This window comes from Bifidobacterium sp. ESL0764, from assembly GCF_029395515.1.
Lineage (GTDB): Bacteria > Actinomycetota > Actinomycetes > Actinomycetales > Bifidobacteriaceae > Bifidobacterium.
In genome coordinates this window covers 1299777-1320904 of the sequence record NZ_CP113919.1, presented here as the reverse complement: position 1 = coordinate 1320904, position 21128 = coordinate 1299777, and the positions used below count along the sequence as shown (strand labels likewise).

General features: G+C 58.9%; 18 protein-coding genes, 1 tRNA gene and 2 pseudogenes. 13 read left to right on the top strand and 8 right to left on the bottom strand.

All coding sequences use genetic code 11. The features are described from left to right. The first annotated feature begins 146 nt into the window (after positions 1 to 146). The 7 genes from OZX71_RS04975 to OZX71_RS04945 all read left to right on the top strand — a co-directional run bounded on the left by OZX71_RS04975 (position 147) and on the right by OZX71_RS04945 (position 8593). On the top strand, positions 147 to 1829 hold the full coding sequence (locus OZX71_RS04975; RefSeq protein ID WP_277146635.1) for a CTP synthase: 1683 nt from the start codon (positions 147 to 149) through the stop codon (positions 1827 to 1829). Between the two features lie 268 nt (positions 1830 to 2097). Beyond that, positions 2098 to 3552: a Fe-S cluster assembly protein SufB gene (sufB, locus tag OZX71_RS04970; protein WP_277147350.1), complete on the top strand. Its 1455-nt coding sequence runs from the start codon at positions 2098 to 2100 to the stop codon at positions 3550 to 3552. Positions 3553 to 3555: 3 nt separating this feature from the next. Next, positions 3556 to 4779: a Fe-S cluster assembly protein SufD gene (sufD, locus tag OZX71_RS04965; protein ID WP_277159552.1), complete on the top strand. Its 1224-nt coding sequence runs from the start codon at positions 3556 to 3558 to the stop codon at positions 4777 to 4779. Continuing rightward, positions 4780 to 5556, top strand: a complete 777-nt coding sequence (gene sufC / locus OZX71_RS04960; protein WP_277159551.1) for a Fe-S cluster assembly ATPase SufC — start codon at positions 4780 to 4782, stop codon at positions 5554 to 5556. Positions 5557 to 6019: 463 nt separating this feature from the next. After that, positions 6020 to 7291: a SufS family cysteine desulfurase gene (locus OZX71_RS04955; RefSeq protein ID WP_277159550.1), complete on the top strand. Its 1272-nt coding sequence runs from the start codon at positions 6020 to 6022 to the stop codon at positions 7289 to 7291. A 3-nt stretch (positions 7292 to 7294) separates the two neighbouring features. Next, positions 7295 to 7852, top strand: coding sequence for a Fe-S cluster assembly sulfur transfer protein SufU (gene sufU, locus OZX71_RS04950; protein ID WP_277146639.1), 558 nt, complete (start codon positions 7295 to 7297; stop codon positions 7850 to 7852). A 165-nt stretch (positions 7853 to 8017) separates the two neighbouring features. Next, entirely contained in the window at positions 8018 to 8593 is a 576-nt protein-coding gene (locus OZX71_RS04945; protein WP_277146640.1) for a metal-sulfur cluster assembly factor, read from the top strand. Between the two features lie 83 nt (positions 8594 to 8676). On the opposite strand, the gene glgC is transcribed toward OZX71_RS04945, so the two are convergent. The 4 genes and pseudogenes from glgC to OZX71_RS04930 all read right to left on the bottom strand — a co-directional run bounded on the left by glgC (position 8677) and on the right by OZX71_RS04930 (position 11372). After that, positions 8677 to 9918 (bottom strand): glucose-1-phosphate adenylyltransferase, encoded by a 1242-nt coding sequence (glgC, locus tag OZX71_RS04940; protein WP_277146641.1) that lies wholly within the window; start codon positions 9916 to 9918, stop codon positions 8677 to 8679. A gap of 183 nt (positions 9919 to 10101) precedes the next feature. Next, a pseudogene (locus OZX71_RS08705) lies at positions 10102 to 10407 on the bottom strand (TrmH family RNA methyltransferase); the annotation flags it as partial. 174 nt (positions 10408 to 10581) lie between these two features. After that, positions 10582 to 11130: pseudogene (locus tag OZX71_RS08700) on the bottom strand (TrmH family RNA methyltransferase); the annotation flags it as partial. A 153-nt stretch (positions 11131 to 11283) separates the two neighbouring features. Continuing rightward, a tRNA-Leu gene (locus OZX71_RS04930) sits at positions 11284 to 11372 on the bottom strand. Positions 11373 to 11609: 237 nt separating this feature from the next. On the opposite strand from OZX71_RS04930, the gene OZX71_RS04925 reads away from it, so the two are divergent. From OZX71_RS04925 to OZX71_RS04900, 6 genes are all read left to right on the top strand, one after another. Then, entirely contained in the window at positions 11610 to 12407 is a 798-nt protein-coding gene (locus OZX71_RS04925; RefSeq protein ID WP_277159548.1) for a 16S rRNA (uracil(1498)-N(3))-methyltransferase, read from the top strand. Positions 12408 to 12501: 94 nt separating this feature from the next. Continuing rightward, a complete protein-coding gene (locus tag OZX71_RS04920) occupies positions 12502 to 12834 on the top strand; it encodes a histidine triad nucleotide-binding protein (protein WP_277146644.1) in 333 nt (110 codons plus the stop codon). 6 nt (positions 12835 to 12840) lie between these two features. Continuing rightward, on the top strand, positions 12841 to 13986 hold the full coding sequence (locus OZX71_RS04915) for a PhoH family protein (RefSeq protein WP_277159546.1): 1146 nt from the start codon (positions 12841 to 12843) through the stop codon (positions 13984 to 13986). Beyond that, the gene (ybeY, locus tag OZX71_RS04910; protein ID WP_277146646.1) at positions 13983 to 14528 is read left to right on the top strand and encodes an rRNA maturation RNase YbeY; all 546 of its coding nucleotides are present in this window, start codon (positions 13983 to 13985) and stop codon (positions 14526 to 14528) included. The genes OZX71_RS04915 and ybeY overlap by 4 nt, the downstream gene beginning before the upstream one ends. A gap of 209 nt (positions 14529 to 14737) precedes the next feature. Then, complete coding sequence (locus OZX71_RS04905) at positions 14738 to 16147, top strand: hemolysin family protein (protein ID WP_277159545.1); 1410 nt, start codon at positions 14738 to 14740, stop codon at positions 16145 to 16147. A gap of 108 nt (positions 16148 to 16255) precedes the next feature. Next, a complete protein-coding gene (locus OZX71_RS04900; RefSeq protein WP_277159544.1) occupies positions 16256 to 17410 on the top strand; it encodes a GTPase Era in 1155 nt (384 codons plus the stop codon). A 240-nt stretch (positions 17411 to 17650) separates the two neighbouring features. On the opposite strand, the gene OZX71_RS04895 is transcribed toward OZX71_RS04900, so the two are convergent. The 4 genes from OZX71_RS04895 to OZX71_RS04880 all read right to left on the bottom strand — a co-directional run bounded on the left by OZX71_RS04895 (position 17651) and on the right by OZX71_RS04880 (position 21062). Beyond that, entirely contained in the window at positions 17651 to 18556 is a 906-nt protein-coding gene (locus OZX71_RS04895; RefSeq protein ID WP_277159543.1) for a cysteine ABC transporter substrate-binding protein, read from the bottom strand. Between the two features lie 332 nt (positions 18557 to 18888). After that, on the bottom strand, positions 18889 to 19755 hold the full coding sequence (locus tag OZX71_RS04890) for an amino acid ABC transporter ATP-binding protein (RefSeq protein ID WP_277159542.1): 867 nt from the start codon (positions 19753 to 19755) through the stop codon (positions 18889 to 18891). Then, entirely contained in the window at positions 19748 to 20422 is a 675-nt protein-coding gene (locus OZX71_RS04885; protein ID WP_277159541.1) for an amino acid ABC transporter permease, read from the bottom strand. The genes OZX71_RS04890 and OZX71_RS04885 overlap by 8 nt, the downstream gene beginning before the upstream one ends. Next, the gene (locus tag OZX71_RS04880) at positions 20409 to 21062 is read right to left on the bottom strand and encodes an amino acid ABC transporter permease (RefSeq protein ID WP_277146652.1); all 654 of its coding nucleotides are present in this window, start codon (positions 21060 to 21062) and stop codon (positions 20409 to 20411) included. The genes OZX71_RS04885 and OZX71_RS04880 overlap by 14 nt, the downstream gene beginning before the upstream one ends. Between the last annotated feature and the right edge of the window lie 66 nt (positions 21063 to 21128).

The window sequence follows — 21128 nt, the reverse complement described above, 5'->3', positions numbered from 1 at the left end:
GTAGCCTTGCTCACAGATTGCTGCCGGGCTCGGCAAACGTCGTCACCCAAGTCGCTGTAATGGCGAATTTCGGTTGTTTTATCGGTTGATGAGGGCCGAGCCTTACGAACACGCCGGGTCAATAGGCGCTGATAGACTGAAGTTCCATGGTCAAAGATACAAATGATAGTTCCCATGGGCATGTCACCAAGCATATTTTCGTCACCGGTGGCGTCGTTTCATCCCTCGGTAAGGGTCTGACAGCATCCTCTCTCGGTCGTCTTCTGCGCAGCCGCGGTCTGCGCGTTCTGCAGCAGAAACTCGATCCCTACATCAACGTGGACCCGGGCACGATGAACCCGTTCCAGCACGGTGAGGTCTACGTCACCGAAGACGGCGCCGAAACCGATCTGGACATCGGTCACTACGAGCGCTTCCTCGACGTCTTCCTCTCCCAGAAGGCCAACGTCACCACCGGCCAGATCTACCAGTCCGTACTCGAGAAGGAGCGCGCCGGCAAGTACCTCGGCCAGTGCGTCCAGGTCATCCCGCACATCACCAACGAGATCAAGAGCCGCATGCGCGCCCAGGCCGCGGACGACGTCGACGTGATCATCACCGAAATCGGCGGCACCGTCGGCGACATCGAGTCGCAGCCCTTCCTCGAGGCCGCACGCGAAGTCAAGCGCGAGCTCGGACCCCACAACTGCATGTTCGTGCACGTCTCCCTGGTCCCGTACCTGCCGGCGGCCCACGAGCTGAAGACCAAGCCGACCCAGCACTCCGTGATGACCCTGCGCCAGCTCGGCATCACCCCGGACGCGCTCGTGCTGCGCAGCGACCGCCCCTTGAACCAGTCCATCAAGGACAAGATCTCCCTGATGTGCGACGTCGACGAGAACGGCGTGGTCAACTGCGTGGATGCCCCGAGCATCTACGACGTGCCGAAGATCCTGCACAACGAGGGCCTCGACGCCTACGTCTGCAAGACCCTCGAGGTCCAGGTCCACGACGTCGACTGGGCCGAGTGGGACGACCTCTTGGAGCGCGTGCATCATCCCAAGCAGGAAGTCAACATCGCCATCGTCGGCAAGTACATCGACCTGCCCGACGCCTACCTCTCCGTCATCGAGGCCGTCAAGGCCGGCGGTTTCGGCAACTACGCGAAGGCGAACGTCAAGCTCGTCGCCGCGGACCTGTGCGAAAGCGAGGCCGGAGCCGACGCCGAGCTGCGCGACATGGACGGCATCATCATCCCCGGTGGCTTCGGCATCCGCGGCATCGAGGGCAAGATCGGCGCACTGCGCTACGCCCGCGAGCACAAGCTGCCCGCACTGGGCCTGTGCCTCGGCCTGCAGTGCATGGTCATCGAGTACGCCCGCGACGTCCTCGAGCTCGAGGACGCGGACTCCTCCGAGTTCGAGCCCGGCTGCAAGAACCCGGTGATCGCCACGATGGAGGAGCAGAAGGACATTCTGGCCAACTCCGACATGGGCCACACCATGCGTCTCGGCTCCTATCCCGCTGTCCTGAAGGATGGCTCGCTGGTCGAGAAGCTCTATGGCACGAAGAACGTCACCGAGCGCCATCGCCATCGTTACGAGGTCAACGTGGCCTACAAGAAGGCGTTGCAGGAGGCCGGCCTCGAGATCTCGGGCCAGAGCCCGGACGGCGAGCTCACCGAGTTCGTCGAGCTGCCCCAGGACGTGCATCCCTTCTACGTCGGTACGCAGGCGCACCCCGAGTTCAAGTCCCGCCCGACCAAGCCGCACCCGCTGTTCAAGGGTCTGGTCGGCGCCGCTCTCCAGCATCAGGAAGCGCGGAAGAACGGCGAGATCTCCAAAGACTGAGCTGCGGTGATCGCCGCCGGTGATGGTGGCGTATTGCGCTGATATGCAAAGGATCCTGTTTGCTCAGGGTCCTTTGTTTGTATGCGTGTTATCTACGGCACTTTTTATAAATTGTGAAGTAAATCACTTTCGCTAACGTCGGTGATTTCAGCTGGACTCTAGTAATCCGGCCACGATTCTGTTACGTTGGTAGGTGAGTGTAGTCAATGATGGGAGGCAGCGTACGGTGGCAGAAAAACCAACACCAAACGCCGCGTCTGATACGGAGATGAGCCAGTATGTGGCTGATCGCGAACGTGTCAACGAGGATAAGATCAAACAGGATGACCAGATCATCCAGGAATTCGGCGAGTACAACTACGGCTGGCACGATTCCGATGCGGCCGGTGAAGCCGCGAAGAAGGGCATCGACGAAAATGTCGTCCGCGCGATTTCCGCCGACAAGGGCGAACCGCAGTGGATGCTCGACATGAGGCTCAAGGGCTATCGTTCCTTCATCGAAAAGCCGATGCCCAAGTGGGGCGTGGACCTTTCCGAATTCCATGCCGAGGATTTCAAGTATTACGTCAAGCCGATCGACAAGCCCGCCAAGAGCTGGGACGACCTGCCCACGGATATTCGCACCACCTACGACAAGCTGGGTATTCCGGACGCGGAAAAGAAGCGTCTGGTCTCCGGCGTGGCAGCGCAGTACGAGTCCGAGGTCATCTACAACTCCATCCAGGACGACCTGAAGAAGGAAGGCGTGATCTTCACCGATACGGACACCGCGTTGCGCGAGTACCCGGATCTGGTTCGTAAATACTTCGCCACCGTCATTCCCTATGACGACAACAAGTTCGCGGCGCTCAACACGGCGGCATGGTCGGGCGGCTCGTTCGTCTACGTCCCCAAGGGCGTTCACGTCGACATCCCGCTGCAGGCCTACTTCCGCATCAACACCCCGAACATGGGGCAGTTTGAGCGCACGCTGATCATCGCCGAGGAAGGCTCCTACGTTCACTACGTCGAGGGCTGCACGGCCCCGATCTACGCGACGGACTCCCTGCACGCGGCCAACGTCGAGATCATCGTCGGCAAGAACGCTCGCGTGCGCTATACCACGGTGCAGAACTGGTCGAACAACGTCTACAACCTCGTCACCCAGCGCGCCTACGTCAAAGAGGGCGGCACCATGGAATGGGTCGACGGCAACATCGGCTCCAAGGCGAGCATGAAATACCCGTCCTGCATCTTGGCCGAGCCCTACGCCAAGGCCTCCACCATGTCGCTGAGCTTTGCCGGTAAGGGCCAGTATCAGGACACGGGCGCCAAGATGATCCATCTGGCACCGCACACCAGCTCCACCATCGTCGCCAAGTCCATCTCGCGCGGTGGCGGACGCTGCGCCTACCGCGGCTTGGTCAAGGTGATCGACGGGGCCAAGGGCTCGAGCTCTTCGGTGGTCTGCGACACGCTGTTGGTCGACGACTATTCGCGTTCCGACACCTATCCGCACGTCGACATCCGCGAGGACGACGTGACGATGGCGCACGAAGCGACCGTCTCCAAGGTCTCCGAGGATCAGCTCTTCTACCTGATGAGCCGAGGGCTTGAAGAGAAGGAAGCCATGGGCATGATCGTGCGCGGTTTCGTCGAGCCGATCAGCCGTGAGCTGCCTATGGAATACGCGTTGGAGCTCAACAGGCTTGTCGAGTTGCAAATGGAAGGATCGGTGGGCTGATCGATGGCCGAACAAGAAGTGAATATCCCAGTAGCGGATCCCAATGATCCGTATGCGGTACCGGCTGCGATGCCGTCCAGCGCCGACAACGAGCCCCGCTCGTTTGAGGTGGACGACTTCAAGATGCCGACACGCAAGCAGGAGGACTGGCGCTATACGCCGCTCGATCGCATCAACGAGTTCTTCGATGTCTTCACGCCCAGTGGCGAAACCAAGGTCGCCGTCAGCAATATCGACGGTAGCCCGATCGACGGCAGCAAGGTGACCACGTCGGTTGTCGAGCGCAAGCAGGCGCCTTCCGGCACTGTCATGAAGCCGAACGACCGCGTTTCGGCCGTCGAATGGAACAGCGGCAGCAAGACCGTCGTCGTCTCCGTCTCCGGCGAGCTGGACCAGCCGGTGCTGGTCGACGTCGAAGGACACGGAACCGATCTCGATGCGCTCCATCTCGTACTTCAGGTAGCCGACCGTACGCACGGCGACATCGTTGTGCGGCACCAGGGTAAGGCCCGTCTGGCCGAAGGTGTCGAAATCATCACCGGGCGTGACTCCCACGTCTCCACGACCTTCGTGCAGGAATGGGACAAGGGCTCCAAGCACGTGGGCAACCAGCGCATCCACGTCGGCGACAACGCCTCGCTGCGTCACGCCGTGGTCACCCTTGGTGGCGACATTGTGCGTCTGCGCATGGATCAGGAGTTCGGCGGGCCGCAAGGTGACCTCAACATGCTCGGCATCTACTTCGCAGAAGCCGGCCAACATCTCGAGCATCGCACGATGGTGGTGCACAATTACCCGGAGTGCAAGTCCCGTGTGGTCTACAAGGGAGCGCTGGACGGCAAGGACGCGCATTCGACATGGGTGGGCAACGCGCTCATCCAGCCGCAGGCGCCGAACACCGACTCCTACGAGCTCAACCGTAACCTCGTGCTGACCCCTGGGCCGATAGCCGATTCCGAGCCGAACCTCGAGATTGAGAACGGCAACATCATCGGTGCCGGCCACGCCAGCTCCGTCGGCCATTTCGACGACGAGGAGCTCTTCTACCTGCAGTCGCGAGGCATCACGGAATCCGAGGCCCGCAAGCTCGTGGTCCGCGGCTTCTTCGCCGACCTGATCGAACAAATCGGCGTGCCCAGCATCGCCGAACACCTTATGAATGTCATAGACCGCAGGCTCGCGCGCGGTGAAAGCGCCGACATGCAAGCGGTATTGGAGGATAAGTAAATGTCTACATTGGAAATCAAGGATCTCTACGCATCGGTGGAGACCAAAGAAGGCCGCAAGCAGATTCTCAAAGGCGCGACCCTGACCGTCAACTCCGGCGAGACGCACGCCATCATGGGCCCCAACGGCTCTGGCAAGTCGACGCTGGCCTACACGCTGGCCGGCCACCCCAAGTACTTCGTCGATTCTGGCGAGGCCCTGCTCGACGGCCAGGACATCCTCAAGATGACCGCCGACGAACGTGCCAAGGCCGGTCTGTTCCTCGCCATGCAGTACCCGGTCGAAGTGCCCGGCGTCTCCATGACCAACTTCCTGCGCACCGCCAAGACCGAGGTCGACGGCAAGGCCCCGGCCATCCGCACCTGGACCAAGGAACTGCAGGCCGCGATGAAGAACCTTCGTATGGACAAGAAGTTCGCTTCCCGCTCCGTCAATGAAGGCTTCTCCGGCGGTGAAAAGAAGCGAGCCGAGGTGCTGCAGCTGGAGCTGCTGAAGCCGAAGTTCGCCATCATGGACGAGACCGATTCCGGCCTCGACGTCGACGCGCTGCGCATCGTCTCCGAAGGCGTCAACCGCGCCAAGGAGAACACTGGGCTGGGCATCATGCTCATCACGCATTACACCCGGATTTTGAAGTATATCAAGCCGGATATCGTGCATGTGTTTGCGGGCGGACGCTTTGTCAAGACTGGGGGACCCGAACTGGCGGATGAACTGGAAGAGACTGGGTATGATCAGTATCTGCCTGAAGGGGCTAGCGAATCGGCTATGGCGTGATTCTTTCCGATTGATCGCTTTAGGTTGTTGCTGAGATTTTGTTTAGCTTGCTTTTAGCGGTTGGTCGCGGATTGGGGAAAATATACAATGCTTCGGAACCCTCCAGGCCGGTAGGCCAAGCTTTACTCCTCAGCATCGCATATTTTCCCCAATCCGCTTATGTAGCATTAGTTCATCAGGTTGATTTTTGAAGGGCTTTGGAAGATTTCGATACATCGAGTATCGAAATCTGCAAGCTGCGCTTGAGCGGTTTCATTTTGGTTCAGTTGTTTTAATCGACGCGAAACGCTCTTTAAGAGTTCTCTCTTTTTGAGTATCGTGGAGTTGGATACGTTAAGAGCGGCGGGGCGGGATATGCGATGTTCGACCGTAAAGACTCGGCCTGAGCGGCCCGGAGCGTGTCGAACATTGTATATCCTGGCCCGCCCGCGGGAGTCGAATGTTTATACAGTTAGAAGGCAGTATGGTCGACTTTTTGAAGATTAGGGAACAGTTTCCTATTTTGGATCAGGAGGTGCATGGGCATCGGCTTGTGTACTTTGATTCGGCGGCGACCGCGCAGAAGCCGCAGTGCGTGATTGATGCGGAGTCGGAGTTCTATAGGACCATCAACGCTGGGGTGCACCGTGGGGCCCATGAACTGGCCTCGCGCAGCACCGTCGCCTTTGAAGAGGCCCGCGCCAAAGTGGCCAAGTTGGTCGGCGCCAACTATGAGGAGGGCGAGGAAGAGGTCGTCGTCACTGCTGGGGCCACCGCGGGGCTCAACCTGCTGGCCACCGCCATCGGCAACGCCTCGCTTGGACGTGGGGGAGCGGCCGCCAAGCGGTTTGCCGTTGGTCCCGGCGACGAGATCGTCGTCTCCAAAGCCGAACATCATTCTGTGCTGCTGCCGTTCCAGGAGCTGGCTTTGCGTACGGGTGCCACGCTCAAGTGGTTCGATTTGACCGATGACGGGCGGATTCGTTCGGATACTGCCGACGAAGTGATTACCGAGCGCACCAAGATCGTGGCGATCACCCATATCAGTAACGTCACCGGAGCCATCACTGATATCGCGCCTATTGTCAAGCGCGCGCATGAGGTCGGTGCCATCGTCATCCTCGACGCCTGCCAGTCCGTGCCCCATCTCAAGATTGACTTCCATAAGATGGACGTCGATTTCGCGGCGTGGAGCGCCCACAAGATGTACGGCCCCACCGGTGCCGGATTCCTATATGGCAAGCGCGAACTGCTGGAAGCCCTGCCGCCGGCCAGCTTCGGCGGGTCGATGGTCGAACTGGCGTGGCTGGACAAGCCGGCGCAGTATATGGCGCCTCCTGAACGTTTCGAGGCCGGCACCCAGCCGGTCGCGCAGGTCGTGGCTGCAGGAGTCGCTGCCGACTGGATGCGCCAGATCGGCATGGAAAACGTCGAAGCCCATGAAAAGGCCATCACCGCAGAACTCTTGAAGTTGAACGATGTCCCCGGTTTCCGCGTGCTCGGTCCGGTGGAGACCAAGGACCGCATCGGCACGATCTCCTTCGATGTCGAAGGCGTGCATCCGCATGACGTCGGCCAGTTCTTCGACGCGCAGGGCATCGCCGTGCGCGTGGGCCACCACTGCGCTCAGCCCGTCCACCGTCATTTCGGCCTGTTCGCCTCGTCGCGCGCCTCGACCGCCGTGTACAATACCGTCGAGGAAGCCAAGCAGGTAGTGGAAACGGCCGGCAAGGTCCGTGCGTTCTTTGAGGTGTGAGCAATGAGTGATTTTGGTATGAGCGGTGACGATCTCGAGCAGATGTATCAGGAGGTCATTCTTGACGCCTCGAAGCATCCGCACGGCAAAGAGCATTTTGCCGAGGACGTCACGAAGGAGCCGAGTAGAGGCAACGATACCGGCGAAACGACGGTGCGAGCCAGCCACGAGTACTGCACGCCGGGGGAATCCCATCAGTTCAACCCGACCTGCGGTGACCAGGTGACCGTCCACGTCGAGGTCTCTCAGGACGAGCCGCACAAGATCGAGCGCCTTGTCTGGGACGGCAGCGGCTGCTCCATCTCCACCGCCAGCCTGTCGATGATGGTCGATCTGGTGGACGGCAAAAGCGTCGAGGAAGCCATGCAGCTTGAGGGCGTGTTCCAGAAGCTCATGAAATCACGCGGCGCCGGGCTTGACAACGATGCCGACGAAGAGGCATTGGGTGATGCCGTGGTGTTCCAGGGCGTTTCGAAATACCCGATGCGTATCAAATGTGCGCTGCTGGGCTGGGCCGGCCTCAAGGATTCACTCGCCAAGGCGCTGGCGGCGGATAAATAAAATCGTCAGGCACGCTAAGCCACCAAGCGTTCGGCGACAAAACGTGGGCCACAGACGTGTATTCACGGTTCGCAATCCGGGAATAATACGATTATGCTATGCGCTTGCGCCGACGCATGGAATAGATGACATAATGATTGGTGATTCATTACAGTAGGAGACAACATGGCCAGTAACGACAACCTCGTTCCGACACCGCAATCCTCGATTCTCGACTCGGCGGTCAAAACGCTTGGCAGCGAGGAGAAGGGTGTGGCGGCCGTCGCCAATCCGCAGGCGGTGGGTTCGCTCGACAAGTTCGACAAACAGAACGAAACGGATTCCGCTAAGGCTGAAACCAAGGATGAATCGGTCGGCAACACTGTCAAGGACACCGAAACCGGTATCCCGCTGACTTCCTTCAACGACATCGGCAAGGCCACGGCCGCCGACGTGCGTGAAGCCCTGCATCAGGTCATCGACCCCGAGCTCGGCATCGACGTCATCGATTTGGGTTTGGTCTATGGCATCGAGATCGACGAAAAAGGGCGCGCCATCATCACGATGACCCTCACGACTCCCGCCTGTCCGTTGACCGACTTGCTCGAGGACGAATGCGCCTCGACGTTGGCCGGCCTGGTGGAGGAGTTCCGCATCGACTGGACGTGGCAGCCGCGCTGGACGCTCGACATGATTCGCCCCGAAGGCCGCGAACAGCTGGAGGCCATCGGCTTCAACTTCGACAACATGCCGAAGTACTGATTCGACATTTCGACATACGAGGGCCGGACCTATTCGACGTAGGTCCGGCCCTCCTGCATTTATTTCAAGGATTGTAATCTATATCAGTCCTTGATAATCGTGCGTTTCGGCACGATGGTGATGCCGTCCTTGACTGTGAACCCACGGGCGAGGTCATGCTCATGGTCGATGCCCACGGTCGCGTTCTCTTCCAAAATAACGCTCTTGTCCAAGATGGCCTTGCAAACGCGCGCACGGCGGCCGACGATGACTCCGTCGAAGAGAATGGAATCGACGACCTGCGACCAGGAATTGACGCGGACGTTAGGTGAAAGCACCGAATGCTGTACGTCGCCGCCCGAAACGATGACGCTGGGGGAGATGATGGACTCGGTGGCCCTGCCGATTCGGTTGGTTTCCGAACGGACGAACTTGGCAGGTGGCAGATTGCCGGAAAGCGTGTAGATCGGCCAATCCTGGTTGTAGAGGTTGAACGGGGGATTGTACTCGATCAGATCCATGTGGGCGTCGTAGAACTGCTTGATGGTGCCCACGTCGCGCCAATAGGCGCGGTCGTAATCGGTGGCTCCGGGAATCTCGTTTTCGCTGAAATCGTAGACCCCCGCCTCGCCTCGCTCGGCGAAGTAAGGCGCGATGTCACCGCCCATGTCGTGTTTCGTGTTCTCGGCTTTTTCGTCGCGTGCCAGGGCATCGAACAGTGCGTCGGTATTGGCGATGTAATTGCCCATTGAGGCAAGAATCTGGTCAGGGTGCCCAGGCATACCTTCAGTGGTTTCGGGCTTTTCCTTGAATCCGCGGATCATGTGAGGATGGTCCGGATCGACGTCGATGACACCGAACTGGTTGGAAGCCTCGATGGGCTGGCGGATGCCGGCAACGGTGAACGCCGCACCGGATTCGATATGCTGTTTCAGCATCTGGCCGAAGTCCATACGATAGACGTGGTCTGCACCGACGATGACCACATAATCGGGCTGCTCGTCCTCGATGATGTTGATGGTCTGATAGACCGCGTCTGCAGACCCCAGATACCAATGTTTGCCGAGCCTCTGTTGCGCCGGGACAGGAGAGACGTACGCGTCTAGCAGGGGAGAAAAACGCCAGACCTTGGAGATGTGACGATCCAGGGAATGGGATTTGTATTGCGTTAAGACGACGATTTGCGAATAACCTGAATTGACCAGATTGCTTAACGGGAAATCGATGAGACGGTAGACTCCGCCGAACGGCACGGCGGGTTTGGCGCGATCGCGTGTCAACGGCATGAGGCGAGTTCCTTCGCCACCCGCCAATACGATAGCCAGTATTTTAGGATTTTTCGCCATTCCTTGCCTCCTGATTATCGCTATCCGCCGGTTATTGCCAATCGCTGACCCGGCGCTGACGCAATGCGAATCGAACTCACGCCACCGGCCGTGTCGCAAGAGGTCCATCTTTGCACACGACGCTTCTACCAATCACTGTATCGGATTGAGCCGACGCGAAACGCCTAGGAGGTCTGCAAACGTCTAATTTTTCTTGGCACGGGTCGCATAGAAGGCGACGGCGCTGGAAGCGGCCACGTTGAGGCTGTCGACGCCGTTGCTCATCGGGATTTTGACGGTGAGATCGGTGTTGGCGATGGTGCGATGCGAAAGCCCGTCGCCTTCCGTGCCGAAAACGAGGGCGAGTTTGTCGATATGGTCGGGTTCCTGAGAATCATTGTCAAGGCGCCTGGTCAGCTCGTCAAGGCTGATGGAATCATCGGTCAATGCCATGGCGACGGTGGTGAAGCCGAGGTCATGGAGTTCCTTCAATCCGCGGACCGGCCAGTATTTCCGATCCTCCTCTTTGGTGTGGCGGTTGACGGGATTGCTATTGCCGGTTTCAGTCGCCTGATGCCCGTCGGTGTCGCCGGCTGTTTCGCCGTTTGCCATGGTCTCCGTCTGGTGGTCGCTTCCGGAACCATTGACGTGCGCGTCGTCGCTATCTTCCAGCGTTTCCGCGTCGATACGGGTCCACGGAACTTGGAATACCGTACCCATCGAGACGCGTGCCGCGCGACGGTACAGAGGGTCGCCACACGAAGGAGTAACCAGCACCGCATCGACGTCGAGCGCCGCGGCCGAACGCATCAGGGCTCCGACGTTGGTGTGATCGACTATATTCTCCATCACCGCGATGCGTCGCGCGTCCTTGCAGAGCTCAGCGACAGTCGGCAGTTTCCAGCGACGCATGGCGGCCAGAGCTCCGCGATGGAGCCGATAGCCGGTAAGTTTCTTCAACTGCTCGGGTGAAGCGACATAGACCGGAACCTCGTCACCCCAGCGCTTGTCGATACGCTCAAACATGTCTGCCATGCCGTCAAGCCAGGGTTCTTCGACCAGAAGCGAAACCGGCTCGCGGTCCGCCGCCAAGGCTCGATCGATGACTTTGGGGGATTCGGCGATGAAGATGCCCTTTTCCGGTTCGAGCCGATTGCGCAGCTGTGCTTCGGTCAAGCTCACATACGCGGCCACCCGTTCGTCGTCGACCGACTCGATGTTGATGATCCGCATGTGATTTTAGTCCTTTGTTAGCGAAACCGTTTGAAAGTTCTGTGCCCTTTTATGCCGTTTTGTGCTCAAATCTGGTTCGTATTCAGCACTGAAAAGCGGTCGAATACACTGAGACCCCTTGATTTCCAAGGGGTCTCGAGTCTTTAGTTTTCGTGCCCAGGACGGGAGTTGAACCCGTACTCCTGTAAAATTATAGGAACTAGCACCTCAAGCTAGCGCGTCTACCATTCCGCCACCTGGGCAGGTGTCGTTTAAGCAACAGATAGTACTATACACCATTCTGCCCCTGTTAGGCAGGTCGGTGTGTCGAACGGCGGAGGACCAAGACCGGGGACTGAAGTCCTCTCCTCGATACTTGATAAATATGATGCCGGTTGCTGAATGCGAGTTTTCGGACTGGCCGTCAACATGTAAAAGTAAAAGAGGCGGTTCGGCTGACCTGCCTGGTCGCTCGTCCGTGGTTCCGGTAGCCTTGAATTATGACAAGTCCACTTTTTGTATTTGATGCCGCGCACGACGATGTGCCGGTCAATCGCGACGAGCTGCGTGCGGGATGGACCATCACCCTGCCGCCTGCGCTCAAACGACACGCGACCGGTGCCATGCGCCTGCAACGTGGCGACGAACTGCAGCTTTCGGATGGCCACGGGCTGCGTATCGACGCGCAAGTGGCCGATACACAGAACGGTTTGGTCAAAGTCTCGGAATTCACCACGGAGGAGCGGCCGGTCACCAGACTCGCGTTGGTGCAGGCACTGGCGAAAACCGGTCACGACGTTGAGGCGATCGACATGGCCACGCAGATCGGCGTCGACGAGGTGGTGCCGTGGCAGGCCAACCGTTCGATATCGAAGTGGAAGGCCGGGCGCACCGACAGAAAATGGGACCAGACGCTCGTCGCCGCCACCGAACAGTCGCGCAGGGCTTGGAAACCGACACTGGATGAGTGTGTGAGCAGCAAAGGCATCGTCGCGATCTGCCGTCGGGCGTGCGTCCACCACGAGCTCGTGATCGTCCTGCACCAGGATGCGACCGCGACGTGGGACGGGATCGAGCGCAAGGTCGCCGCGCTTGAGCAGCGTTGTCTCGACGACGGCAAACCTCGTACGATTTACGTCGTGGTCGGCCCGGAAGGCGGCATCAGCGACGACGAGGTCGGGCAATTCACCGATGCCGGTGCTGAGGTGTGCGTGCTTGGGGCCAACATCATGCGCGCCTCGACCGCCGGTCCAGTGGCTCTCTCGCTGCTGTCACGTTCGTTGGGGCGGTTCGCATAGACTTGCTGTGTCGGCCAGCGTAATTATCCGTGCAAGCTAATAGCATGGGGGAGTAGGGCGCGGACGCGTCCGAAAGCTTGAGCAAGGAGCATATATGGCCGACGATTGCCTGTTCTGCAAGATCATCGCGGGTGAGATCCCGAGCACCAAGGTGTACGAAGACGACACCACCTACGCATTCAACGACCTCAACCCCAAGGCGAAGGTCCATGTGCTGGTCGTGCCGAAGAAGCACTATGCCAACGTCGCCGAACTGGCCAAGGCCGACCCCGCTGAACTCGCGCATATCGTCGAGGTGGCGCAGTCCATCGCGGACAAGGAATTCCACGGCGCGTTTCGTTTGATCTTTAATTCCGGCAAGGATGCCGGCCAGTCGGTCTTCCACGTGCACGCGCATGTGTTGACCGGCGAAACGATGGAGGAGTAGTCGGGGTTGGCCAGCGCAAAACGAGTCATCACCATTCCTGCCGAACTCGATCCGGTTGCCGTGTTGGGGTCGGGCGACAAGGTACTCGCCGAGGTGCAGCACGCCTTCCCGGAGGTCAATGTGTTCGTGCGAGGCAACCGTATCGAGATCGCCGCGTACAACAAGCGCGACGACGTTGAGGCCGACAAGGTCTTCGACGTGCTGAACAACATCATCGACGCGGCCTACAAGGCGCCGGCCGACGCGATGAACGTGCGGCGGATGCTCGAGGCCCGGCAGGTCGGCAAGAAGGCTGGAATGATGGGTGACGGCGGCCGCGGGCGCGGTTATGCGCAGCATTCCTATACGCGGGGGTTCGCTGGCACCGGCATGGGCCAACGGTCGAAATCACGTTTCGGTGTAGATAATGAGGATGACGTTTCGGAGGCCAAACGTTCCTCCGCCAACCGCCATGTCCCAGGTGTCATCGCGTTCGCCAACGGCGAGCCTGTCCGTGCGAAAACCGCCGGTCAGGTCTTCTATGTTCGAGCAATCGATGCCAATACCATCACCTTCGCCATCGGACCGGCAGGAACCGGCAAGACCTATCTCGCCGTCGCCAAGGCGGTGCGTGCTTTCGAAGATGGTCGCGTTAGCCGTATCATCCTCACGCGTCCGGCGGTCGAGGCCGGCGAAAGCCTGGGTTATCTGCCCGGAACGTTGAACGACAAGGTCGACCCGTATCTGCGTCCGCTCTACGACGCGCTTTCCGACATGCTCGGCGCCGGCCAGATGCATCGCTACATGACCGACGGCACCATCGAGGTCGCGCCGCTCGCCTACATGCGTGGCCGCACGCTGAACGATGCGTTCGTCATTCTCGACGAAGCGCAGAACACGACCGAGCAGCAGATGAAGATGTTTCTGACACGTCTTGGCTTCAACACCAAGATGGTCATCACCGGCGACGTCACCCAGATCGATCTGGCCGTACCACATTCCGGGCTTAAGTCCATCGAATCGATTCTGGGCGGTATCGACGGCATCAGTTTCGCACATCTTGGCGCCAAAGACGTGGTACGCCATGAGCTGGTCGGCAAGATCGTGCGGGCCTACGATGAGCATGCCGCCAAAGAGCCCGCACACAAACCGAATGGAAAGGAACGCCGTTGAGCGTCGAAGTCACCAATGAGACGGTCTGGCAGATCGACCCGAAACTCTTCTCCGACCTGGGTTTGTGGGTGATGGAACGCATGCAGGTGAGCACGCAGTCTGACCTGACCATCCTCTTCGTCGACCCCGACCCGATCGCCCAGCTGCACATGCGCTGGATGCAGCTCGAAGGACCGACCGACGTGATGAGCTTCCCCATGGACGAGCTGCGGCCGGGCGAAGACGGCCAGATCATGGAGGGTGTGTTGGGCGATATCGTCATCTGTCCGTGGGTGGCTGCGCAACAGGCCGCAGCGGCCGGCCATTCCACGATGGACGAGATGATGCTGCTGGCCATCCACGGCACCCTTCATTTGCTGGGCTACGATCACATCAACCCCGAGCAGGAACGCCAGATGTTCGGACTGCAACGTCAGCTGCTCTTGACCTTCTTCGCCGTTCGCGACCAGCCGGTGCCGCAGGCCGTCTTACCTGCCGGTTCCACGGACCTGCTGGAGCAATGGGACGCGAACCATACCTCGGGCAACAATAAGGAATCGTGAGTGGATTTCCAGCCTGTGGCGAAATGCGTTTCGATTCCGTTTTCGTCCGATCCGATGATCGGTCTTGCGGCCTTGCTGTGTTTGGCCGTCGACGCAAGACCGCTATCGTGCCTTGCGAATAAGCTCGAAGATACCGATGTGAAGATGGATGAAACGTCTATCGCAACAAATCGCAAAACATATTGGGGAATAGGAAAGTACGTAAGAATATGGATATCCTGACCGTCGTCACCGTTGTTGTGCTCGTCATCGTGGCGGCACTGCTGGTGTGGCTTTCGCTGATGATGGCATCGAGCGAGTCGGCCGTCTCGCGCGTCACCAAGGCCAGTCTCAACAATCGGATCATCGAGATCCAGACCGACGACCAGGACCTCGGCAAGTTTGCGCAGGCCAAGCAGATTCGTAAGGTTCACCAGGTGCAGCGGCTGATCGTCGACCGTTATGCGACTTCCGGCTCCTGCGCGTTCTTCCGTATTTTCTGCAACGTTTTTGACGGCGTTCTGGTGGCGATCATCGTCATGCTCGTTTCGCAGCCGCTGTGGATCGCGTTGGTCACCGGAGTGGTGTTCGCCCTGATCGTGGCCGTGGTCTCGGTGCTGCTTCGTCCGCGTTCCGCCGGTGCTTCGAAGCCGCTCGACGTGATGATGCGTTTTTCCGGCACCATTTCACTGGCAGTTGCGTTGACGCCTTTTGCCAAGGCCGGGGAAGGCAAGGACCAGCGTCGCCGCGACAAGGAAGACGAGCTTTCCGACGACGAGGAGCTCGAGAAGATTCAGCGCGAACAGGGGCGTGCGACCATCGATCGGCTGGTCGAAACCGACGATTTCGACCCCGAAGTCGCCGAGATGTTGCGCAATGTGCTGATGCTTTCCGACACGTTGACCCGCGAGATCATGGTGCCGCGTACCGATATGATCTGCGTCGAATCCGATTCCACGCTCGAGCATTTTCTGCAGCTGTGCTCGCGTTCCGGCTTCTCCCGTATCCCGATCATTGGCGAGGACGTTGACGATTTGGTCGGTATGGCCTATCTGAAGGACGCCGTGCGTGCCACCGCTTTCAATCCTGAGGCCCGCACGCGCGAGGTCAAGTCGATTTGCCGGCAGCCGATGCTGGTGCCGGAATCCAAGCCGGTCGATGATCTCTTCCATGAGATGCAGCGCACCCGGCAGCATGTGGCCGTAGTGGTCGATGAATACGGTGGCATCGCCGGACTGGTGACCATCGAGGATGCCATCGAGCAGATCGTCGGTGAACTCGAGGACGAGCATGACCGCATCCAGCACACCGAGCCCAAGAAGATCGGGGAGCGCAAGTGGCAGATGCCGGCCCGCACACCGATTGCCGACTTGGAAGAGCTTTTCGAGGTTGATATCGATGAGGACGACGTGGATACCGTCTATGGTCTTCTGACCAAACTGCTCGGCCGTGTGCCGATTGTCGGCATGAGCGCGGTGACGCGAGGATTGCGCTTGACCGCCGTAGATTCCGCAGGACGACGCAAGAAGGTCTCGACCATCGTGGTCGAACCAGCGACATTCAAAACCGAAGACGATGACAGCGAAACCGAGCATCATCGTGATTCGCGAGCCGATAAAGGCGACGAGACCGAGGACTGAGCCTCCGCATACCAAAGGTTTTATCTATCGCGGTTAGCAGTGAACGGATTACCCTTAATTTATAATATAATCATTGTTCGATTCGAATGAGGAAGAAACGGAGCGTGAATGAACGATAAGCAAGGTGCCGACGCGCACATGGCAGCCAACGGCAGGTCCAGCGGACGCAAGCAGGCAGGGAAGCCGGTTTCGGCAGCGGTGAAGGTCGATAGCAATACCGAGGCGCAATCCCAGCCGTACCGTTCCGGCTTTGTCGCCGTGGTCGGACGGCCGAACGTCGGCAAATCCACGCTTATCAATTCACTCATCGGCACGCAGGTCGCCATTGCCTCCTCGCGCCCGGAGACCACACGTAAGGCTATTCGTGGGATTCTCACCACCGACAACGCCCAGCTCGTGCTGGTCGACACTCCCGGCATCCACCGTCCTCGCACGCTGCTCGGCCAGAGGCTCAACGATGTGGTGGACGAGTCGCTGAGCGACGTGGACGAGATCGCGTTCCTGCTGCCCGCCGACCAAGAGATCGGGCCGGGGGACAAGCGCATCCTGAGCCGACTGCGCAGCGAGTTTGCCCGCAAGGTCAAGGACGGCAGTGAAATCGGCGGAAAACAGCATGCCGGTGCTGGCAAAGGCGGTAACGGTGCTCAAAGCAGTAAGCACGACGATGATCATGAACACGGCAAGTTCGTTTGGAAGGTGCCGCTGATCGCCATTGTCACCAAGATCGACGAGCTCAACCGTCAGGAGCTGATGGCCAAGCTCATCGAGATCAGCCAGTTCACCGACTTCACCGATGTGGTGCCGGTCAGTGCCTTGGAACGCGACAATGTCGCTGAGGTCAAGCGCGTGCTCATCGACAACATGCCCGAAGGCCCGCAGATGTATCCCGATGACCAGATTACCGAGGAGAAGCCTGAGGATACCATCGCCGAGCTGGTGCGTGGCGCGTTCCTCGAAGAGTTGGACGACGAGCTGCCGCATTCGCTGGCCGTGGTCGTCGACTCCATCGACCGTCCAGGCGAATCCGACAATCCCGAAACGGCCGACGGCAAGGCTCATGTCATGGTCTCCATCTTCGTCGAACGCAACTCGCAGAAGCCCATCATCATCGGCCACCGCGCCGAACACCTAGTGCAGGTCAAGAAGCGCCTGCGCACCGCCGTCAACCGCATCGTCGGCCAAAAGTCCAAACTCGACCTCCACGTCAAGGTCGCCAAAGGCTGGCAATCCGACCCGAAGCAGCTCGAACGTCTGGGCTTCTGAATCGCTGTATAAAAGCGTGGAAGCCGGGCCCTATGAAACTTGAGGGACATCCGGCTTCCACATCCAGACCCTCAGCGAGGGAAAAGACATGAGCTAAGCGTACCTAAATCGTTGGCTTGACAAAATAAAGCATGCTCTGTAAACAGTTGTGCCTGTTCGATCGCAATCTATACGATTGAACAGGCACAACTTATATGTAGCCGATTTATTCCTTGGCTTTATTCACCGAGCAGAGAGCAGTCAGAGCTTGCCGCCCTCAACCACGATGTCGTCGGGGTTGGAGGAGCTGCCGTAGACCGGCTTCAGGGTCTGCTCGTAGTCCTTGTGGAAGAACTGTTCGCGGCCGAGCTTCACGATTTCCTCGTTGATGTGGTTGAGCAGCTCCTTGTTGCCTTTCTGCACGGCGGGGGCGATGGGCTGTTCGTCGCCGAGCTTGGTGATGCCGACGGTGAAGCCCTTGTTGGCCTTGGCCCACGCGAGCACTTCGGTGTTGTCGGTGCTCATCGCGTCGCCGCGGCCGTCGAGCAGGGCGTTGTAGGCGTCCGCGTACTGGTCGTACTTCTGTAGCTTGATGTCGGGGTACTTGGCGAAGTACGGTTCGGCGGTGGTGCCTTTGGCGATGATCAGCGTCTTGCCCTTGAGCTCGTCGACGCTTTTGATCGGCTTGGATTCGGGGGAGACCACGCCCAGCGCGACCTTCATGTACGGCTTGGCGAAGTCGACCTTCTCCTCGCGTTCGGGGGTGACGGTGAAGTTGGCAAGGGTGACATCGACCTTGTTGCTGGCGAGCACGTCGACACGGGCCGCCGGGTCGACGGTGGTGTACTCCGGCTTGACACCGAGGTCCTTGGCCAGACGCTCGGCGAAGACGATGTCGTAGCCCTGGTTCTTGCCGTCCTTGTCGACGTAGCCGAACGGTGCCTTGTCGGAGAAGACCGCGACCTTGAGTTTGCCGGATTTCTTAATTTCCGCAAGCGTGCGCGCGCTTTGCTGCTTGCCCGCTCCGGAGGTGCTGGAACCGGAATTATTGTCGCTGCTTGGGGTGGCACCGGTTGGGCCGCACGCGGCGAATCCCGCCAGCATGGCCACGGCCGCTGCCGCTGAGATTGCTACTTGTGCCGCACGTTTCAATACGTTCGTTGTCATGGTTGTTTCTTTCTTTTCTTTTACTAAGTAATATCGGAAGTGAATATAAAAAGTGATGGTTTTATCTGAAAAGATGGAATATCGAAATTCCAATGTTGCACGGGTTTGTCCATTGCAGATTCAAATCGGTATATCTACGTAATGGATCGGCAAACCCGAGATGTCAGATCTGATGAATGCAGATCAGCGAGACATGGAGGCCATGAGCTGACATCGGTTCGGCTCCGTAGCGTTGCACATTCGTGCCGTCACGCTCATATTCGGTAAGTTCCGGTTCATCATTTCGACCTCCCTTTGTTTGTTGTTCGGTTGGAGCTGATAAAAAATATCAGCTATTGTCTCTCACGAGCATACGTGAACGTGTTCAGGAACTGCTGGGCGCGTTCGGACTGTGGATGGGTGAAGAATTGTTCTGCATCGTCGGATTCCTCGACGATACCGCCGTCCTCAAGCAGGATGATATGGTCGGCCACCGCGCGGGCGAATGCCATTTCGTGGGTGACGATGAGCATGGTTTGGCCGCTGTCCGCCAGTTCCACGATGACGTCGAGCACTTCCCGCACCATTTCGGGGTCGAGTGCTGCGGTCACTTCGTCGAAAAGCATGATTTGAGGGTGCTCGATCAGGGCACGGCAGATGGCGACGCGCTGGCGTTGCCCGCCGGAAAGCTCGTGAGGCCACGCGTCCTGGCGGTCGGCGAGCCCTACGCGTTCCAATAGTTTGATGGCCTCGGCTTTGACTTCATCCTTCTTGCGCTTCTGGACGAGCACCGGCGCGAGCATGATGTTGCCGAGCACGGTCTTGTTGGGGAAGAGATCATAGCTTTGGAAGACCATACCGACCTTTACCGGGTTTGCGTCTCTGTTTTCGGCCTTGGAAGCTGATTCATTGTCCGAGTTGGCTTTGGCGGTATTCTTCTTCTTACCGGAAGTGCGCAGCACCTCGTCGCCGATGGTGATATCGCCGCCCTGAATGGGTTCGAGCCCCGCGATGGTGCGCAGCAGCGTGGACTTGCCCGAGCCGGAAGGCCCGAGAATGACGAACACCTGGCCGGCCGGCACGTCGAAGGAGATGTCGTTCAAAACCGGCTTGTCGGCGTTGTCGTATTGTTTGGTGATATGCCGGATATGCAGGGTTTCGTGCGGGGCGTTCGCGTTCGCTTGTGATGTTGGAATCGTCGTAACCGTCGTATCAGTCATGAGCCCACCTCTTTTCAAGCTTTCTGGCCACAATGGAGAGCGGCCAGCATACAAGGAAATACATGAAGAAGATCACGCCGTAGACCCACAGCGTCGCATCCGGGTATTGGAAGCGGTTCGCGTCGATGATCTGCTGGCCCACCTTGATGACCTCGATCACGCCGAGCAACGCTGCCAAGGACGTGGTCTTGACGATGCGGGTGATGAGATTGACGCTGGCAGGCAGCAGACGGCGCAAAGCCTGGGGAAGGATGACCCTGCTGAAAGTCTGCCAGGAGTTGAGACCGAGCACCTGAGCCGATTCGTACTGCGTGCGAGGAATCGATTCCAGCGCGCCTCGCACCAAGTCGCCGAGCTCGGCCCCGCCCCAAAGCACGAAGACCAGCACGCAGGCACCGGTGGCATCGAGGTTCCAGTTGAAGGCGCGTGCGAAACCGTAGAAGGCGATGAACAGCAATGCCAGCTGGGGCATGATGCGGATGAAATCGAGATAGACGCGCATGATGAACCGCACGATCGGATTGCGCATGGTCATCAGCCAGCCGACGAGCAGGCCGACCGGCAGGGAAAGCAGGACGGAAACCCCGGCAATCCAGATCGTGACCCACAGGCCTTGCAGCAGACGCGGGAAGACGCCCGGCTGCAACAGTATCTCAGCGCCGTGCATAGTCGAACCTCCTCTCCAAAACCGTGCCGATGATGGAGATCGGCAGAAGGATGATCAGGTAGGTGACGATCAGCAAGGTCAGTGATTCGTAGGTGTTGTAGGTCTGGCCCATCAAGTCCTTGGTGACGTACATGACGTCCGCAAGCGCGATGGCCGAGACCACCGACGATTCCTTGACCAGGAAGATGATATTGGCCACCACGCCCGGAATGGCGGTGGAAAGCGCCTGCGGCACGGTGACGTGGAGAAGCATCTGCGAAGGGCTGAAACCGAGCACCTGCGCCGATTCGCGCTGGACCTGTGGCACGGCTTCGAACCCTCCACGCAGCGCTTCGGCCATATACGACCCGCCGAGGAAGGTGAGTCCGACGATTGCGCAGGTTTCCGCCGACCACGAGACGCCGAGTTTCGGCAGTCCGAAATACAGGAAATACAACTGGACCAGCAACGGTGTATTGCGGGAAAGTTCAATATAGATGCGAATGATCTGCTTCAAAACCGGGACATTCGCCACTTCGATTGCCGAGCAAACCATGCCCAAAATGATGCTGAAGACGATACCGAAGAACGAGATGAAGACGGTCATGTAACCGGCGTTGACGAAGTAGTGGGCGTTATGGGCTATAAAGCTCCAGTCCATGGGTGCCCTCCCGCTTCGTGATGAATACTTACTCGCTAGTTGCGCCGCGTCCCATACCTCAACTGA

Excerpts from the sequence above, each read along its gene's own strand:
- OZX71_RS04975 (WP_277146635.1), top strand. The coding sequence starts at position 147 with ATGGTCAAAGATACAAATGATAGTTCCCATGGGCATGTCACCAAGCAT.
- sufB (WP_277147350.1), top strand. The coding sequence starts at position 2,098 with ATGAGCCAGTATGTGGCTGATCGCGAACGTGTCAACGAGGATAAGATC.
- sufD (WP_277159552.1), top strand. The coding sequence starts at position 3,556 with ATGGCCGAACAAGAAGTGAATATCCCAGTAGCGGATCCCAATGATCCG.
- sufC (WP_277159551.1), top strand. The coding sequence starts at position 4,780 with ATGTCTACATTGGAAATCAAGGATCTCTACGCATCGGTGGAGACCAAA.
- OZX71_RS04955 (WP_277159550.1), top strand. The coding sequence starts at position 6,020 with ATGGTCGACTTTTTGAAGATTAGGGAACAGTTTCCTATTTTGGATCAG.
- sufU (WP_277146639.1), top strand. The coding sequence starts at position 7,295 with ATGAGTGATTTTGGTATGAGCGGTGACGATCTCGAGCAGATGTATCAG.
- OZX71_RS04945 (WP_277146640.1), top strand. The coding sequence starts at position 8,018 with ATGGCCAGTAACGACAACCTCGTTCCGACACCGCAATCCTCGATTCTC.
- glgC (WP_277146641.1), bottom strand. The coding sequence starts at position 9,918 with ATGGCGAAAAATCCTAAAATACTGGCTATCGTATTGGCGGGTGGCGAA.
- OZX71_RS04925 (WP_277159548.1), top strand. The coding sequence starts at position 11,610 with ATGACAAGTCCACTTTTTGTATTTGATGCCGCGCACGACGATGTGCCG.
- OZX71_RS04920 (WP_277146644.1), top strand. The coding sequence starts at position 12,502 with ATGGCCGACGATTGCCTGTTCTGCAAGATCATCGCGGGTGAGATCCCG.
- OZX71_RS04905 (WP_277159545.1), top strand. The coding sequence starts at position 14,738 with ATGGATATCCTGACCGTCGTCACCGTTGTTGTGCTCGTCATCGTGGCG.
- OZX71_RS04900 (WP_277159544.1), top strand. The coding sequence starts at position 16,256 with ATGAACGATAAGCAAGGTGCCGACGCGCACATGGCAGCCAACGGCAGG.
- OZX71_RS04895 (WP_277159543.1), bottom strand. The coding sequence starts at position 18,556 with ATGACAACGAACGTATTGAAACGTGCGGCACAAGTAGCAATCTCAGCG.
- OZX71_RS04890 (WP_277159542.1), bottom strand. The coding sequence starts at position 19,755 with ATGACTGATACGACGGTTACGACGATTCCAACATCACAAGCGAACGCG.
- OZX71_RS04885 (WP_277159541.1), bottom strand. The coding sequence starts at position 20,422 with ATGCACGGCGCTGAGATACTGTTGCAGCCGGGCGTCTTCCCGCGTCTG.
- OZX71_RS04880 (WP_277146652.1), bottom strand. The coding sequence starts at position 21,062 with ATGGACTGGAGCTTTATAGCCCATAACGCCCACTACTTCGTCAACGCC.